The organism is Pseudomonas oryzihabitans, assembly GCF_024652905.1.
Lineage (GTDB): Bacteria > Pseudomonadota > Gammaproteobacteria > Pseudomonadales > Pseudomonadaceae > Chryseomonas > Chryseomonas benzopyrenica.
Genome location: NZ_CP102428.1, coordinates 3,339,578 through 3,356,541 on the forward strand (window position 1 = coordinate 3,339,578; position 16,964 = coordinate 3,356,541).

General features: G+C 57.5%; 13 protein-coding genes and 1 tRNA gene. 7 read left to right on the top strand and 7 right to left on the bottom strand.

The window, feature by feature from the left end:
* From dnaG to NRG74_RS15475, 7 genes are all read left to right on the top strand, one after another.
* Positions 1-1,908, top strand: coding sequence for a DNA primase (gene dnaG, locus NRG74_RS15445; protein WP_257704708.1), 1,908 nt, complete (start codon positions 1-3; stop codon positions 1,906-1,908).
* A gap of 76 nt (positions 1,909-1,984) precedes the next feature.
* Positions 1,985-3,838, top strand: coding sequence for an RNA polymerase sigma factor RpoD (rpoD, locus tag NRG74_RS15450; protein WP_064306814.1), 1,854 nt, complete (start codon positions 1,985-1,987; stop codon positions 3,836-3,838).
* A 104-nt stretch (positions 3,839-3,942) separates the two neighbouring features.
* A tRNA-Ile gene (locus tag NRG74_RS15455) sits at positions 3,943-4,019 on the top strand.
* Positions 4,020-4,762: 743 nt separating this feature from the next.
* Positions 4,763-6,181 carry a hypothetical protein gene (locus NRG74_RS15460; RefSeq protein ID WP_257704709.1) on the top strand — a complete coding sequence of 473 codons (1,419 nt, stop codon included), beginning with the start codon at positions 4,763-4,765 and terminating at the stop codon, positions 6,179-6,181.
* Positions 6,182-6,190: 9 nt separating this feature from the next.
* Positions 6,191-7,144: a phosphoribosyltransferase-like protein gene (locus NRG74_RS15465; RefSeq protein ID WP_257704710.1), complete on the top strand. Its 954-nt coding sequence runs from the start codon at positions 6,191-6,193 to the stop codon at positions 7,142-7,144.
* 15 nt (positions 7,145-7,159) lie between these two features.
* Positions 7,160-9,181 (top strand): ORC-CDC6 family AAA ATPase, encoded by a 2,022-nt coding sequence (locus NRG74_RS15470; RefSeq protein ID WP_257704711.1) that lies wholly within the window; start codon positions 7,160-7,162, stop codon positions 9,179-9,181.
* On the top strand, positions 9,181-10,128 hold the full coding sequence (locus NRG74_RS15475) for a hypothetical protein (protein ID WP_257704712.1): 948 nt from the start codon (positions 9,181-9,183) through the stop codon (positions 10,126-10,128). Before NRG74_RS15470 ends, NRG74_RS15475 begins: the two co-directional genes overlap by 1 nt.
* A gap of 374 nt (positions 10,129-10,502) precedes the next feature.
* On the opposite strand, the gene NRG74_RS15480 is transcribed toward NRG74_RS15475, so the two are convergent.
* The 7 genes from NRG74_RS15480 to NRG74_RS15510 all read right to left on the bottom strand — a co-directional run bounded on the left by NRG74_RS15480 (position 10,503) and on the right by NRG74_RS15510 (position 16,962).
* Complete coding sequence (locus NRG74_RS15480; protein ID WP_257704713.1) at positions 10,503-11,069, bottom strand: DUF4337 domain-containing protein; 567 nt, start codon at positions 11,067-11,069, stop codon at positions 10,503-10,505.
* A gap of 58 nt (positions 11,070-11,127) precedes the next feature.
* The gene (locus tag NRG74_RS15485) at positions 11,128-12,387 is read right to left on the bottom strand and encodes an acyltransferase family protein (protein WP_257704714.1); all 1,260 of its coding nucleotides are present in this window, start codon (positions 12,385-12,387) and stop codon (positions 11,128-11,130) included.
* 173 nt (positions 12,388-12,560) lie between these two features.
* Complete coding sequence (locus NRG74_RS15490) at positions 12,561-13,439, bottom strand: SMP-30/gluconolactonase/LRE family protein (RefSeq protein ID WP_257704715.1); 879 nt, start codon at positions 13,437-13,439, stop codon at positions 12,561-12,563.
* An 11-nt stretch (positions 13,440-13,450) separates the two neighbouring features.
* Positions 13,451-14,269, bottom strand: coding sequence for an NAD-dependent epimerase/dehydratase family protein (locus NRG74_RS15495; RefSeq protein WP_257704716.1), 819 nt, complete (start codon positions 14,267-14,269; stop codon positions 13,451-13,453).
* A 96-nt stretch (positions 14,270-14,365) separates the two neighbouring features.
* Positions 14,366-15,562, bottom strand: coding sequence for a hybrid sensor histidine kinase/response regulator (locus NRG74_RS15500; RefSeq protein WP_257704717.1), 1,197 nt, complete (start codon positions 15,560-15,562; stop codon positions 14,366-14,368).
* Positions 15,555-16,142 carry a chemotaxis protein CheB gene (locus NRG74_RS15505; RefSeq protein ID WP_257704718.1) on the bottom strand — a complete coding sequence of 196 codons (588 nt, stop codon included), beginning with the start codon at positions 16,140-16,142 and terminating at the stop codon, positions 15,555-15,557. Before NRG74_RS15505 ends, NRG74_RS15500 begins: the two co-directional genes overlap by 8 nt.
* A 1-nt stretch (position 16,143) precedes the next feature.
* The gene (locus tag NRG74_RS15510) at positions 16,144-16,962 is read right to left on the bottom strand and encodes a CheR family methyltransferase (protein WP_017639538.1); all 819 of its coding nucleotides are present in this window, start codon (positions 16,960-16,962) and stop codon (positions 16,144-16,146) included.
* Between the last annotated feature and the right edge of the window lie 2 nt (positions 16,963-16,964).

A 16,964-nucleotide genomic window follows, 5' to 3' on the forward strand; every position in this document is an offset into this window, starting at 1 on the left:
ATGGCCGGACTCATCCCGCAAGGCTTCATCGACGACCTGCTCAATCGCACCGACATCGTCGAGGTGGTGGGCGCGCGGGTGAAGCTCAAGAAGGCCGGCAAGAACTGGATGGCCTGCTGCCCCTTCCATAACGAGAAGACGCCCTCCTTCAGCGTCAGCCCTGACAAGCAGTTCTACTACTGCTTCGGCTGCGGCGCGGGCGGCAATGCCCTGGGCTTCATCATGGACCACGACAACCTCGAATTTCCCGAGGCGGTCGAGGAGCTGGCCAAGCGTGCCGGCGTCGAGGTGCCACGCGAAGAAAGCGGCGGCCGGCGCAAGCCGCGACAACCCACGGACTCCCCGCTCTACCCCTTGCTGGCCGCAGCCGCCGAGTTCTATCGCCTGGCGCTGCGCAACCATCCCAAGCGCCAGGCGGCGGTGGACTACCTGAAGAAGCGCGGCCTGACCGGCGAGATCGCCCGTGACTTCGGCCTGGGCTTCGCCCCGCCCGGCTGGGACAACCTGGGCAAGCACCTGGGCGGCGATGACCTCCAGCAGAAGGCCATGCTCGATGCCGGCCTGCTGGTGGAAAACGCTGAGAGCGGCAAGCGCTACGACCGCTTTCGCGACCGGGTGATCTTCCCCATCCGCGACAGCCGTGGTCGGGTCATCGCCTTTGGCGGCCGCGTGCTGGGCGACGACAAGCCCAAGTACCTCAACTCGCCGGAGACCCCGGTGTTCCACAAGGGCCAGGAACTCTACGGCCTGTTCGAGGCGCGCAAGCACAACCGTGACCTGGACGAGATCCTGGTCGTGGAAGGCTACATGGACGTCATCGCCCTGGCCCAGCAAGGCATCCGCAATGCCGTGGCCACCCTGGGCACCGCCACCAGCGAAGAGCACATCAAGCGACTGTTCCGCATCGTGCCGAGCATCCTGTTCTGTTTCGACGGCGACCAGGCCGGCCGTAGCGCCGCCTGGCGCGCCCTGGAATCGGCACTACCGGTGCTCAAGGACGGCTTTCGGGTGCGCTTCCTGTTCCTGCCCGAAGGCGAAGACCCGGATACCCTGGTCCGTGCCGAAGGCGCGGATGCCTTCCAGGCGCGCTTCGTCCAGCAGGCCCAGCCGCTGGCCGAGTACTTCTTCCAGCAACTGATGATCGAGGCGGATCCGGCCACCCTGGAGGGCAAGGCACACCTGGCCACCTTGGCGGCGCCGCTGATCGAGAAGATCCCTGGCAACAACCTGCGGCTGCTAATGCGCCAGCGCCTGAGCGAACTCACTGGCCTGGGCAACGAGGCGTTGAGCCAGCTGGCACCCGCCGCGCCGCCGCAGGACGCTCCTCCCATGGACTATGGCGACTATGCCTATGCCCATGCCGAAGAAGCCCCCGCACAGCAGCAGTGGACGCCACGCCGCGACGGCAAGGGCGGGCGCGATGGCAAGGGCTGGAAAAAGGATTTCAACGGCAAGGGTGGCGGCGAGCGCATTCCACGTCAGCCCCCGGTCAAGGTGGAGACGCCGGTACTGGCCGCGCTGCGCAGCCTGCTGCACCATCCGACCCTGGCCCAGGCGGTACAGGACGCCCGCAACCTGGCCGAGGAAAGCGATCAGTACGCCCAGCTGCTGGTCGCCCTGGTCGAGGCGCTGCAGAAGAAACCGGGGCAAAGCACCCTGGCGCTCATCGCGCGCTGGCACGGGACCGAACAGGGCCGACTGCTGCGCGCCCTGGCGGAAAAAGAATGGCTGATTGCCGGCGACAACCTTGAACAACAGTTTTTCGACACCATAACGAGGTTAGCCGCCAGCCAGCGTGATCGCTCGCTGGAGCAACTCCTACGCAAGGCGCGACAGAGCGAGCTGAGCTCCGAAGACAAGGACCGCCTACGCGAACTCCTCAGCCGTCCGGCGGGGTCCGTGACCTAACTGGCACGACCACCGTCTAACCGGCTATAATGTTCAGCTATTTTTGCCCGCCTAAGCCTTCAGTGGAAGGGTACCTATGTCCGGAAAAGCGCAACAGCAATCCCGTCTGAAAGAATTGATCGCCCGCGGTCGTGAGCAGGGTTACCTGACTTACGCGGAGGTCAATGACCACCTACCGGAGGATATTTCAGATCCGGAACAGGTGGAAGACATCATCCGCATGATCAATGACATGGGGATCAACGTATTCGAAACCGCGCCGGACGCCGATGCCCTGCTGCTGGCCGAGACGGATACCGACGAAGCCGCCGCCGAAGAAGCCGCCGCCGCCCTGGCCGCGGTGGAGAGCGATGTCGGCCGCACCACCGACCCAGTGCGCATGTACATGCGTGAAATGGGTACCGTGGAGCTCCTGACCCGCGAAGGCGAGATCGAGATCGCCAAGCGCATCGAGGAAGGCATCCGCGAAGTCATGGGCGCCATCGCCCAGTTCCCGGGCACCGTCGACTACATCCTCAGCGAATACACCCGCGTCACCACCGAAGGCGGTCGCCTGTCCGACGTCCTCGCCGGCTATATCGATCCCGACGACGGCACCCTGCCCAACGAGAGCAATGAGCTGCCCGTCCCGAACAAGGCCACCGATGCCAAGGCCGTGGACGACGAGAAGGACGAAGAGGAAGAAAGCGACGACGCCGACGAGGAAGAAGGCGACGGCGGTCCGGATCCGGAAGAGGCTCGCCTGCGTTTCGGCGCGGTCGCCGAGCAGCTGGAAAAGACCAAGAAGACACTGAAGAAGCACGGCCGCGATAACGATCACGCCGTGGAAGAATTCGTTGCCCTGGCCCTGCTGTTCTCGCCGATCAAGCTGGTGCCCAAGCAGTACGAAGCCCTGGTGACCCGCGTGCGCGAGTCCCTGGAGCGCGTGCGTGGCCTCGAGCGCGCCATCATGCAGCTGGCCGTGCGCGATGCGCGCATGCCGCGTGCCGACTTCCTGCGCCACTTCCCGGGCAACGAGACCAACACCGAATGGACCGCCGGCCTGCTCAAGGGCAAGCCCAAGTACGCCGAGGGTCTCGAGCGCTTCCAGGCCGACATCCAGGCCAAGCAGGCCCAGTTGGCCGAGCTGGAGCGTGACTACGAGCTGAAAGTCTCGCAGATCAAGGACATCAACCGCGCCATGTCCATCGGCGAGGCCAAGGCCCGCCGCGCCAAGAAGGAAATGGTCGAGGCGAACCTGCGCCTGGTGATCTCCATCGCCAAGAAGTACACCAACCGCGGTCTGCAATTCCTCGACCTGATCCAGGAAGGCAACATCGGCCTGATGAAGGCGGTGGACAAGTTCGAATACCGCCGTGGCTACAAGTTCTCCACCTATGCCACCTGGTGGATTCGCCAGGCCATCACCCGCTCCATCGCCGACCAGGCGCGCACCATCCGGATTCCGGTGCACATGATCGAGACGATCAACAAGCTGAACCGGATCTCCCGCCAGATGCTGCAGGAGATGGGTCGCGAGCCGACCCCGGAAGAGCTGGGCGAGCGCATGGAGATGCCCGAGGACAAGATCCGCAAGGTGCTCAAGATCGCCAAGGAACCGATCTCCATGGAGACGCCCATCGGCGACGACGAGGATTCGCACCTGGGTGATTTCATCGAGGACAGCACCATGCAGTCCCCGATCGAAGTGGCCACCAGCGAAAGCCTCAAGGAAGCCACCCGCGACGTGCTCTCCGGCCTCACCGCCCGTGAAGCCAAGGTCCTGCGCATGCGCTTCGGCATCGACATGAACACTGACCACACCCTTGAGGAAGTGGGCAAGCAGTTCGACGTCACCCGCGAGCGTATCCGCCAGATCGAAGCCAAGGCCCTGCGCAAGCTGCGCCATCCGTCCCGCAGCGAACACCTGCGCTCCTTCCTCGACGAGTAAGGCGCCCACGCTGCACCAGAAACCGGAGCTCAGGCTCCGGTTTTTTTATGCCCGACAAGGGTTTGGCGATCCTCCCCCACCCCGGTATACTCCACCGCGCTATAGGGCCTATAGCTCAGTTGGTTAGAGCAGAGGACTCATAATCCTTTGGTCCACGGTTCGAGTCCGTGTGGGCCCACCAGCTTTCAGGAGCCGCGCGTTGCGCGGCTTTTTCATGCCTGAGATTCGGCTTTATCCGAAAGCCGGTCGCGAATCCCCTCCGAACGGCACCGCAGCCCTCGCCTGCCTGATCTAGTCTTACCTTAAGTCTCGCTATCTACAGGATCTGGGAAATGGACTTTCCCCTTCTAGCGCCCTTCGCGCCGAGGCTGTTCTGGCTGCTACCGCTCGCCTCCGCCATCGGCCTGCTCAAGTCACCCTGGATGAAGGGATGCCTGGGCGAGCTGCTGGTATGTCTTTTCGCCCACCGGCGACTCGACAGGCAGGCCTATTGTCGGGTGAGCGATGTCCCCACAACACGTCTTTACCTCGCTGTGATTCAAAAGCTTAGAGCTGAACAAAGACTCAGCGTGTTCTCACGAGTTGAACACCTCGACTCGAACGAAATTGCCCCACCGCCTCATTTACACCAGGATGTAGCGAGACCGCTTTCCCTGAATCTACATTGTCTTCTAGGCTGGAACCTCTGATTACCTACCCTGGCATAGGCCTCTCAGCTTACCCATTGCCCGATGAGAATCTCTTTGATCGTATGTGCAAGCGGAACCCCGCCGGAGGTGTAAGCTCGGGTAAACTTAGCAGCATTGAGAGCTTCTGCTCAAAGCATGAAAAAGTGGCGAGTCATCGCCTCCTTCCAAGAGGCCGATGGGGTATCGGTACTGATACCTGATTGCTAGTGAACGAAATTTGGCGGGAGAACGACGTGTGGGTACGATTGAAATGACTATCAGGTCATTGAATGAATCATCTGCTGCGTCAGAAAAAACTGAAATGGCTGAAGTTGATACTTCATTAATATTTAAGAGCCTTAAAGATGAATTCCAAGCCAGAGGGCTACCCGTAGAGGTGGATTTTAGGCAAATGGTAAACTGGGTAAAGCTTGGGGATCAACAGACGCATCAAATTCACCCATACCCAGCTAAGCTTCTTCCCAATATTGCCAATTTTTTTGTTCACGCCACCTCACTTATGCCCCATGAAAAAAAGGTTCTGGACCCGTTTTGCGGGTCCGGAACAGTGGCTCTTGAGTCCTCTTTGGCTGGTGCTACACCTTATGTAGCTGACGCAAATCCTTTAGCACTACTGATCACCAAAGTCAAAACCACCTCGTATGACTCGGTTGAACTTACGGATGAGCTTAACCGGATAGTCTCAAAGGCAAAGAGGTATAGAAAAGCTCCAGATATTGCCATTGTGAATGCACATCACTGGTATCACGAAAATCAAAAGAAGAGCCTAGAGATTTTACTTCGCTCAGTTATGGAAGTAGAAAATGAAAGCCTGAGAGACTTTTTCAGGGTCTGTTTCTCTGTTGTAGCTAGAAGACTAAGCTATGCCGATCAAGCGATTTCCGTCCCCGTCAAACTCAAAACCAAAGATAGATTTAGCGAACTGGTTAATAAACGAATTCAAGATCGCATAAACTGGGTTGAAACTGCATCAGCCCTAGAAGAATACAGGCGAATCTGTGTTACAAACATTGAGCGAACAGCATTAGCAAACCAAACAAATCCGACTAGAAAACGTGCCATCGTAGTAAGCGATGATGCGCGAAACCTCACTAATTCATCCTTGGCGAACACGGAATGTATTGGCTCCAAAGGCGTGCCATTAATCATTACGTCACCTCCGTATGGTAGTGCGCAGAAATACATAAGAGCTAGCAGCCTTTCTCTAAACTGGCTAGGTTTTGTAAGCCCTACTCAATTAACCACCTTAGAGGATAGGTCAATCGGTAGGGAGCACGCCCCGCATCAGAGGCGAATAAATCTGGAGGAAATCAGCCTCCCTAAAGCTTATGATGACGTATTGTTAGCTATCCGCAAAACTAATGAGACGCGTTACATAATCACCAAACAATACCTCCTAGAGATGAAGCGCTCTCTTCAAGAGATGGCAAAAGTTACTTGTCAAGGTGGACATGTAGTATTGGTCCTTGGCAATAACCAGGTGTGCAATCAGGTTCTAAGGAACGACCAATTTGCCATCGACGTCATGAGGGATGCAGGGATGAATCTCGAGCTAAGTCTTATTGATCATATTAAATCTCGCGGCCTCATGACTAAGCGAAACAGAACAGCCTCAGTCATTTCGCGCGAAAGTGTATTAGTCTTCTCAAGGTAGATTATCTATATGCATCGAGCAGCCTGTGAGGCAAAGCTAAGAACCTTGGTCAATCATGCATGGGACAAGGAAGTCACATGGGAAGAAATAGAGAGCTGGCTATCTAATTTTAACGGCCGCTTACTTGACACCGATAAAGAGCAACTCTACGGCCTATTTGCACTTTCAAGATTTATGTATTTTGGCAAACGACTAATGCGAGAGATGTTAAAATCTCTCTATAGAGATCACTTTGCATCGCCTTTACGCCAGCGGATACGTAGGAATTTTGGCGGCACCCTCGATGTATCTTTAATAGACAAAGTTTATGAAGAGCAGCTTAATGCAACCCGCTTTATCGGAGTAGGAAATCCATCTGAGAGCGGGGCGCACTTACTCTACTACTTCCGGCAAGTGAATTACCTTTCCAAAGATCTTTTTATTGATATAACTGGCGCTTTCAGTCCATTGACGGATAGAGATTCAGGCCGCCTAATAATGCGCGCCAGAGACATGAGTGTTACGCGGATAGTTTTTTTTGACGATATAGTGGGATCTGGAACCCAAATAAGTCAATATCTCGGCGGATACTTGCAAAGCATTCGAGAATCCAATCCTGGCATCGAAATCAGATTTATGTCTTTATTCGCCACCGCCCATGGTTTAGAGAAATTAAACGACGCAAAACTATTTAATGGACAGGCGATGAGTCTTTTTGAGCTTGATGAGACATATAAAGCTTTTCACGATTCCTCCCGTTACTTCTCCAACCCTCCAGACTGGTTTGATAAAGAACAAATGCGAGATATCGTTGTTTGTTACGGTTCAAAGCTTTGGCCATCTCACCCTTTGGGTTACAAGGACGGGCAACTTTTAATTGGATTCTCTCACAATACGCCAGATAATGTACCACCAATCTTCTGGCACGAGGGAAAAGGCGCTCAATGGTCACCAGCTTTCATTCGTTATCACAAAAAATATTAACTGGATGACCTGAAAATGATGCAAGAGAACCCCTTTGCCCTATTTAAAGCATCCGACTATACAGATGAGCAGATTAACTCTCTATGGGTTGAATTAGGCTCATCTCAAATAATAAGCCAAATCATCGAGCCTAAATCCGGTAGTTCAAAATTTATACTAGGCGGAAAAGGAACAGGTAAAACACACCTTCTTCGATATTACTCTTATCCTGCCGTGCGTTTAAGGGCACCGAACGAAAGCGGCATTGATATAATTCGGAAACATAATTTTTTAGCAGTTTTTCTTCGAGCAACTGCTTTCGATGCTGCTCGCTTTGAGGCTACAGCTGAAACAGTCCCAATGTGGCAACAATTATTCGGAATATATTTTGAGCTACGCCTAGCAGAGAGCGTATTAGATGCGCTTTGCGATATAAAAGCGACCTCTCCCAAGGAAGCTTTTTCCGATATTGACTTCATAGCGGAGCTCAAACAAGCAGTTACCGATGAGTCAATCAATACATGCCTATCAGTTGAGGACATTCGAAGTTGGGCAACTTTACAAAGACGGACTATTGATGACGCTGTCAACAATGCTGCATTTACCGGAAAACTGGATGTAAAGGCACCTTTTTCTATAGGCTCGTTATCGCTACCCCTTGGTCGCGCTGCCCGAAAATGGCATGACTCCCTTAATAGATTGCCACTAATATACTTGATTGACGAGGTGGAAAACTTCTCTTTCGGCCAACAGCAAGTAATCAACACACTAATCCGATACGGCGAAGGATTAGCCACTTTCCGCGTTACCGGCCGCCGCTATGCAGTCAAAACACATACAACACTCGCCAATGGCGAAGAGAACAGGGAAAACTCGGAATTCAGAACTACTTTCCTTGATGACATACTACTCAAAGAGCACTCAAGGTTCTCCGAGTTCGCTCATAAATTTGTAATCAAGCGATTACAATCGGCCGGCTTCAAATTAGAGCCAAATGATCCTAAGCGGGTAGAATTCAATCCGAAATTTTGTTTTGAAGAGATATCAACTGGCGAGCTCTACAGTTCAGCCGTAGAAAGTTTTAATTTATCTTCCGCAGAGCGAAATTTCAAAAAAAGTTTCTTTGATGCGATAACTCCGTCGACGTCTAGCGAAGCTGACTTAGCCATCGCAAGCACACTCTGGCAGGTGCTGACAGAGGGCTTCCCGCTAATAATAAAAAAACTCAACATACTTCTTTTTTTCAAAAAAATGAAGAAAAGTTATAAATCGCTAGATTTTGCTCAAAGCATCCGCGACGACGCCGAAATATTTATCAAAAATCGCGAAGCTGCCAAGGAGTACTACATCACAGCTTATGGCCACTACGCGAATGATATTCTCGCTCAATTATGTCGTGAGTCAGAAACCCTTGGCGCAGTCCCCTATTTTGGCTTCGACAACTTCGTTAAAATGGCGTCTGGCAACCCGAGAAGTTTATTGACGGTACTAGGTAAGGCTTATGAAATCGCGGCATTCAAAGGCCTTGATTTTATTAACGGCGCACCAATTCCTGTTTCAATGCAAACTGAGGCGGCTCACGAAGCGGCGAGGTTCATGTATGAGTCTGATACGAACTTCGGAAGCGAGTCTGACTTGGCTCGAACAGCAACAACAAGACTTGCAACTGTACTACGAACGGCACGTTACGCTTTAAACATCCCTGAAGTTTCTCCGCTTGCTGTTAGTTTCTCGGAAGCAGACTTAACAGATCAGGCTAAAAAAGTCTTACAAAGTGCGCTAAATTACTCTTTTGTCTTTGAAATATCAGACGGGCGTCCTGATCGTAATAGTCAGAAAGTAAACCGAAAGATTCAGCTTAATCCTTTGCTATCCCCTAAATGGGGGCTACCGTTAAGCAGACGCGGAGATCTCAGCTTGAACAGAGAGCTACTATGCTGCATTTTGGACACTGATCGTAAAAGTGATTTTGATCTGCTACTACGGACCTTAAACACTAAGTGGAATTCTTTTATCAAACCCGGCGTTAACGATCAGCAGCAAGGCGAGCTTTTTTGATGACCGACTACTCGCTATTCTACCGTCGCCCTATCCGAATTGACAGAATTTCGTATGAAGTCCCAGAGTTTGACATATTTATATCGGCATACAACAATAGCGATCGCGTCAATGACGTATTTAGAGAAATACGTGCAGACAAAAAAATCTGGCTAATTCACCCTGAATATGGATATGCGCCCATTGAGCAACCTGAAGGCGAACTTAAAGTTTGCCCCACCCAAATAGATGAAATAATCCAGGTCAATTTATTACTTGCAGACCTTGGAGATCTAAACGGTAAAAAGATCGGCATAGATATAACCGGTTTCATGCGGCATGTTTTAGTTTTTCTAATCGCTAAATTTGCACACATAGGCGTGCGAAATTTTATCACTTTGTATTCAGAACCAGTTTCTTATCTCAAGCAAGAAGATACTACTTTCAGCACTTCCACATCAGGCTTTCCTAGACCGGTTCGCGGAATGGCTAGTAGTATTAACTCACAGTCGCAAGATTGTCTAATTCTTGGCGTGGGCTATGATCACAAACTAATCAGCGAAGTTGTTGACCATAAAGAAAGTTCGACTGTATTTCCTATTTTTTCATTTCCTTCTTTAAGCCCCGACATGTATCAACAAAGTGCTGTTAGGTCATCCGATGGAGGAGCGGCCGCACTTGCCAGCACTTGGACGTCTAACAGGCGATTCGCACCTGCTAACGATCCCTTTTCCACTGCTGGCATAATTAGCGAATTAGTTTATGACATAGATCGCCAAGGCTTAAACGCTAACATTTATATCTCACCGCTCTCTACGAAAGTACAGGCTTTAGGTTTCGCCTTATACTGGCAATTGGAAGGCCGGTTCCGAGGAGCGGTAACGATGCTGCTGCCTGAGTGCAAGACATATTCTAGAGAGACTACGCGCGGCCTTAAACGACTATGGATGTATACCATAGAGCTATGATTGATCTAGGCTGAGAATGTAGAACCTTTATTTCAATTGCCCTCGCCAACAATTATTCAGTTAAGCTTCCCTTCCTGGCTTAATCCTAGAGTTGCCTTTTAGAGAAGGAGGATGTTGTTAAAAAGCAAGTACATTGGAGGTACACCATAAAGCCTCCAGCTATTTTGCTGACGGCTACTTAGGGCTAGAAGCAGCGCCAGTTAAGGATTACAGCATTTACAGCAAGCTACTCACGCCTTAAATCAGTTTGTAGTACTTCCAAGTGACATAATTCTTTGATCCCCGGTTGAGTCCGCGTGGACCAACCACCTTCCAAGAGCTGCGCATTGCGCATGTTTTTGATGCCTGCACCTAGCCGTTCATGCTTCTGACGTTCACACGTGCAGCAACGCCAACACTCCAACTACCACCCCTCCCCCCGCCGCCTGCAGCCAGCGCCGCCGCGTCAGCAGGGTGATGGCGGCCAGGGAGATGGCGACCTGCATCAGCATGGTGGCCTGGGCCCAGCGGTGGTGGCGGTGGAGTTGGGTTTCGCTCAGGGCTTCGTTGGCATCGACCTTGGCTTCCAGGGCTTCGGCCTTGGTACGGATCTCGGCTTTCTGCTGGGCGTAGCGTTGGCTGTCCTGGGTAAAGCGCTGGGCGGTGTCGGGGTTGGTCGCGAGGGCAGCGCCGAGGTCGGCGAGGTTCTGTTTTTCGCCCTTGGCCTGGTAGTAGCCCCACTGGTTGGCGGCTTCGGTCTTGGCGATGGCTTCTTCATTCTTGTAGTAGAGCGCCAGGCTCTCGGCGTTGCCGCCCTGGTAGGCGCAGAGCGCGCCTAGCGTCGCCAGAATGGCGGTGGTGACGGCAATGCGGCCGGTGAGGCTGTCGCGGCGATGGGCGCCGTGGGCGGCGTGTTCCACCTCGTGGTCGTGGGGGCCGTGGACTTCGTATTCGCTGGACAAGGCTCAGCTCCGCTGCGGATTCCTGCGGCGAGGCTAGCCGGGTCTACTTAACGCCTCCTTAAGACCGGGGCAACCGCGCCTGCAGCCAGCGGCGCAGCGGACCGGCTACCCAGCGCTGCATGGCCAGGCCGAGCAGGACGATGAGCACCAGGTGCAGCGGCAGCATCCAACCGGGGATGGGGATGGGCAGCGCCAGCACCTCGCCGACGTCTTCTGCCAGGTCTTCGAGGCTGTCGCCGGCCAGGTGCATCCAGCCCAGCAGGGTGCGGGTCCAGGGTTCGAGCACGCCGATCAGCGGGGTGTGGACGGCGAAGATGCACAGTGATGCCTCGCCGAGGCGCTGGGCCAGGCGGCGCACGCCGGCGCGGCCGGGCTCACCGAAGGTGGCGCAGGCCAGCAGCACGGCGGCCTGGAAGGGCGTGAGCAGGCCATTGTGGACCAGGTAGAACCAGCGGCGGCCATCGCCTTCCAGCAGCAGGGCGCCCAGCCACAGGCCGGTCAGGCCGAACAGCAGCAGCGGCAGGCGTAGGCGCTGGGTCGTCTCGGCCACCCAGGGCTCCTGCACGGCGCGATAGAGCAGGATGCCAAGCAGGAATTCCGGCAGGCGGATCAGCGGATTGCGGTGGATGACGCCCACGGTGACGGTATCGAAGGCCTGGGCCCAGGTGGCCAGCAGCGGGCCGAGCAGATAGAGCCCCCAGAGCACGGCGGCAGCCAGGGCCCAGCGACGCAAGCGCATCAGGCGCGGGCCGAGCAGCGGGAACAGCAGGTAGAAGAACAGCAGTGCCGAGATCGACCAGGCGGCACCGTTGAGCCAGAGAAAGCGCGGCTCCCAGGATTGCAGCAGGAGCAGCTGCAGGAGCACATGGGTGGTGGCGGCCAGCCAGGACAGTGGCAGCATCTCGTCCAGCGCGCTACCCTCCTCCAGCTGCAGATAGGGATGCTGGTTGTAGTAGACCGGCACCCCGTGCTCCAGCCAGGAATCCTGGGACAGCCAGTAGGACAGGCCCAGCGCCACCAGCAGGGTGAGCAGGTGGATGGGATAGAGGTTGCACAGCCGCCGCAGGACGAAGCCACGGGAGCTGCCCTTGAGCGTGCCCTGGCGATCCAGGCTGACATGGGCCAGCAGGAAACCGGAGAGCAGGAAGAAGGTGCTGGTGGCGAAGAAGCCCATGCCGGCCAGGCGGCGGAAGGCGTCCGGCAGATCGCTGTAGAGCCCGCCCAGGTGGTAGACGACCATGTACAGCGCCATGAGGAATCTCAGCCATTCCAGGCCGTAGTAACGGGCGGTGGGGCGGAGCGCGGGTGAAGGGGTCATGGCGGCGATTTGCGGCGGGTAGGCTTTGATTATAAGCCGCCCGGACTCAACCCCTGCCGCCACTCATGACAAAAGCATGACAACCGGTGTCCTGGGACTATCAGGCGCCGGTCAGCGGGCGAGCCAGGACTCCTCCCTCCAGGAGTCCTGCTGCAGCTGAGTTCGCCTGCCGCTCAGCCCGCGAAGGTGGGCTCGGGCAAACCCTGCACCCCGGGATCCAGGGCGAACAGCCCGCCGGCCAGGGGCTGGTCGGCGAGATCCCCGCCCGGGCGGATGGAGGTGACGAACAGGGTGTCCAGGTTGCGCCCGCCAAAGGCGCACATGGCCGGCTTCTTGACCGGCACGGCCAGGGAGCGGTCCAGGCGGCCGTCCGGGGTGAAGCGATGGATCAGGCCGGCATCGTTGCCGCAGATCCAGTAGCAGCCGTCCACATCCACCGCGGCGCCGTCAGGCCGGCCGGGATGGGCGTTCATGTCGACGAACAGTCGCCGATTGCTGGGGGTGCCCGTATCGGAATCGTAATCGAAGGCCCAGATCAGCTGACGGCTGGGATGGGAGTCGGACAGGTAGAGGGTGCGGCCATCGGGACTCAGGGCCAAGCCGTTGGGGACGATGAGATCGTCCAGCAGCAATCGGGCACCCTCTCCTGCGGTATGGCTGTAGAGGCGCCCAGCGGTCGCGCCCTGGGCCATGTCCTGCACCATGGTGCCCACCAGGAAACGGCCCTGGCGATCGCAGCGACCGTCGTTGCATCTCATGGCCGGCTGCGCATGGTCGAGGGTGACCAGGCGCTCCCCGCTGAGCTGGCCGGAGGCTTCGGTCTGCAGCGCGAAGAGGCCGCTTTCCAGACCGGCGAGCCAGCCGCCGCCCTCGCGGGCGGCAATGCAGGCGAGCATCTCCGCTGCGCTCCAGCTGTCCAGGGCACCCGCCGGAGTCCAGCGGTGCAGGCGTTTGGCCGGGATGTCGACCCAGTAGAGCGCCTGTTCGGCAACGTGCCACACCGGGCACTCGCCGGTGGCGTTGCGGGCATCGACCAGTAGTTCAGCGGTCATGGCAGCCACCCTCAGTCGTCGAAGGGGCCGGTGGCGACGAAGGCACCGCCCTGGTAGACCAGCGACGGATCGTCCGCCGCCGGCATGGGCTGGGCCTCGACCTTGGCGCGGAACTGCTCGGAGTTGTCCTTGGGCTGGAAGCCCAGGTGCGCGGCCAGGCGGTTGTCCCACCAAATGTCGCGATTGTCGGAGGCGCCATAGACGATGGTGTGGCCGACGTCCGGGGTGGTCAGGCTGCGCAGGATGAGGTCGGTCAGGTCTTCGTAGCTCAGCCAGGTGGCGAGCATGCGGCGGTTCTGCGCTTCGGGAAAGGAGGAGCCGATGCGGATGCTCACCGTCTCGATGCCATAGCGATCGAAATAGAACGTCGCCAGGTCTTCGCCAAAGGCTTTGGACAGGCCGTAGTAGCTGTCTGGACGTTGGGGCACGCTGGCGTCGATGCGCTGGTCCTGGCGGTAGAAGCCGATGACATGGTTGGAGCTGGCGAAGATGATGCGCTTCACCCCGTGGCGCCGTGCGGCCTCATAGAGGTTGAAGGTGCCGCGGATGTTGGCTTCGAGGATGGGCTCGAAGGCGTGCTCGGTGGAGATGCCGCCAAAGTGCAGGATGGCATCGACGCCTTCCACCAGGGCATGGACGCCGGCCTTGTCCGCCAGGTCGCAGATAACCACCTCTTCCGCTGACCCCTGGGCCGCATCCATCGGCGCGATATCGGACAGGCGCAGGATCTCGGCATGGGGCTTGAGCCGCTGGCGCAGCTCCTTGCCCAGGCCGCCGGCGGCGCCGGTGAGCAGGAGTCGATGGAAACGAGACGAGGAAACTTCGGACATGACTGGGCGCCTTCTTATGGAGTTATCTGGCAAGAGGTACGACATCCCACCTCTTTTCGCGATTCTCGCGAGCGCCTGGAGTCCTGTCAATGCTACCTAAGCGGACAGGCAGGGCAGCCGTAGCCGGAACGTCGCGCCCTGTCCGGCGATGCTTTCCACGTGCAGGCTGCCGCGGTGCGCCTTGACAATCTGGTCGGCGATATAGAGCCCCAGGCCCAGGCCGGCGATGTTCTCGGTACCGCTGGCGCGCTCGAACTGGCGGAAGATCAGCGCCTGGTGCTCCACTGGGATGCCGATGCCATGGTCCTTGACGCTGAGTTCCACCTCGGCCCCATCGCCGCGCAGGGAGATTTCCACCGGGCGGCCGGCGCCGTATCTCATGGCGTTGGTCAGCAGGTTGGTGATCACCTGCTCGATGCGGAATTCGTCCCAGAAGCCAGGCGCCGGGCCTTCGGCGTGCAGCTCCACCGGACAGCCGGCGGCGGCGAATTGCGAGGCGAAGCTGTCCACCACGGTGTTGACCAGAGCGGCGAGATCGCACTGCGTGGGACGGATGGACAGCTTGCCGGTGCGGATGCGCGAGATGTCGAGCATGTCGTCGATCAGGTGCACCAGACGCTGGATCTGCCGCTCGTCGCGCTCGGCCATGCCGGCCAGCTTGTCGGGGGTGAAGGCTTCCAGTTTGCCCTTGTCCAGGTACATGCGACGCAGCTGGGCTTCGAGCATCAGGGTGTTGAGCGGGGTCTTGAGTTCGTGGGAGACCATGGACATGAAGTCGTCCCGGGTGCGCACCGCCTGCTGCAGCTCCACTTGGGTCTGGCGCAACTCGGCTAGCAGGATCTCCTGCTCCTGGCGACTCTGTTCCAGGGCCACCAGCTGCTCGGCCAGACGCTTGCGATGCCAGTAGAGATCGACGAAGACCCGGGTCTTGCTCTTGACCGCATGGACGTCGAGGGGCTTGTGCAGGAAGTCCACCGCACCGCTCTCGTAGCCCTTGAAGGCATAGTTGAGATCGCGGCCGGCGGCGCTGACGAAGACGATGGGAATGTGCCGAGTCTTTTCCAGGCCGCGCATCATTTCCGCCAGTTCGAAGCCGTTCATGCCCGGCATCTGCACATCGAGGATCGCCAGGGCGAACTCGTGCATCAGCAGGAGCTCCAACGCGGCTTCGGCGGAGGTGGCCTGGAAGATCTCCAGCGCCTCGCTGCGCAGCAGGGCTTCCAGTGCCAGGAGATTCTCCGGCAGGTCGTCTACGAGCAGGATCTTCGCCTGTTCGACGGGTACATCAGCCATGGTCGCGTTCCAGCTCGGTGAGCAATAGATGGATGCCCGGCACATCCAGCACGAAATCCGGGTGGAATCTCTTCAACGCCGCCTCGGGCATGGTCGGCACCTCGGCCGATTGCGGCGACTGGACGACGGTCACCGCGCCGTTCTGAGCCAGGGCATGCAGGCCGCTGGCGCCGTCGTGGTTGGCACCGGTGAGCAAGACGCCGCAGACCTGCTCGCCCAGGGCATCGGCCGCGCTTTCGAACAAGACATCGATGGACGGCCGGGAAAACTGCACCGGCTCATCGCGTGACAGCGACAGGGTGAAGTCGTCCTCCACCAGCAGGTGATAACCCGGCGGCGCGAAATACAGGGTGCCCGGCAGTATAGCGTCCTTGTCCTCGGCTTCACGCACCTGCAGGGCGAGCCGCGCCTGGAACAGCTCGGCCAGGCGCGAATTGCGGTCGTCCGGCAGGTGCAGCACCACCGCCAGCGGCAGGCGAAAACTGGCCGGCAGGGGCGAGAGCAGACGCAGCAGCACCTGCAGCCCGCCGGCCGAGGCTCCGATGACGATGAGGCGCAAAGGTTTGCGGGGCGGGAACATGCTAGAGCCTGCGGAACAGCCGTTCCTGCTTCACCACCGGCTCGAAGTGACCGGCATAGGCGGAGAAGTCCAGCGACTCCTTGCTGCCCAGGCCGAGAAAGCCGCGATGACTCAGGGACTCGTGGAATAGGCCGAGCGCCCGATTCTGCAGATTCTTGTTGAAGTAGATGAGCACGTTGCGGCAGGACACCAGCTGGGTCTCGGAAAAGACGCTGTCGGTGGCCAGGCTGTGGTCGGCGAAGGTCACGTTGGCGATCAGCGACTTGTCGAACAGGGCGCCGTCGTAGGCCGCGGTGTAGTAGTCGGAAAAGGCGCGGGTACCGCCGGCCTTCTGGTAGCTGGCGGTGTAGGCGCGCATCCGCTCCAGCGGAAAGATGCCCTGGCGAGCCTTTTCCATGGAGCGCGGATTGATGTCGGTGGCATAGAAGAGCGTACGGTCGAGCAGCCCCTCTTCCTGGAACAGGATGGCCATGGAGAAGACTTCCTCGCCGGTGCTGCAACCGGCGATCCATACCTTGAGCGAAGGATAGGTGCGCAGCACCGGCACCACCTGCTGACGCAGGGCGAGGAAGTAGCCCGGATCGCGAAACATCTCGCTCACCGGGATGGTGATGAACTGCAGCAGCTCGGCGAACAGCGCCGGATCGCGCAGGACCCGCTCCTGCAGCGTTGAGATGCTCGGGCAGTCGAAGCGCGTCAGCGCCTGCAGCACCCGCCGCTTGAGCGAGGCCTTGGAGTAATTGCGAAAGTCGTGGCTGTATCTCAGGAAGATGCCTTCCAGCAGCAACCTCAGCTCGATGTCCTGCAGCCGTTCGCTCATGA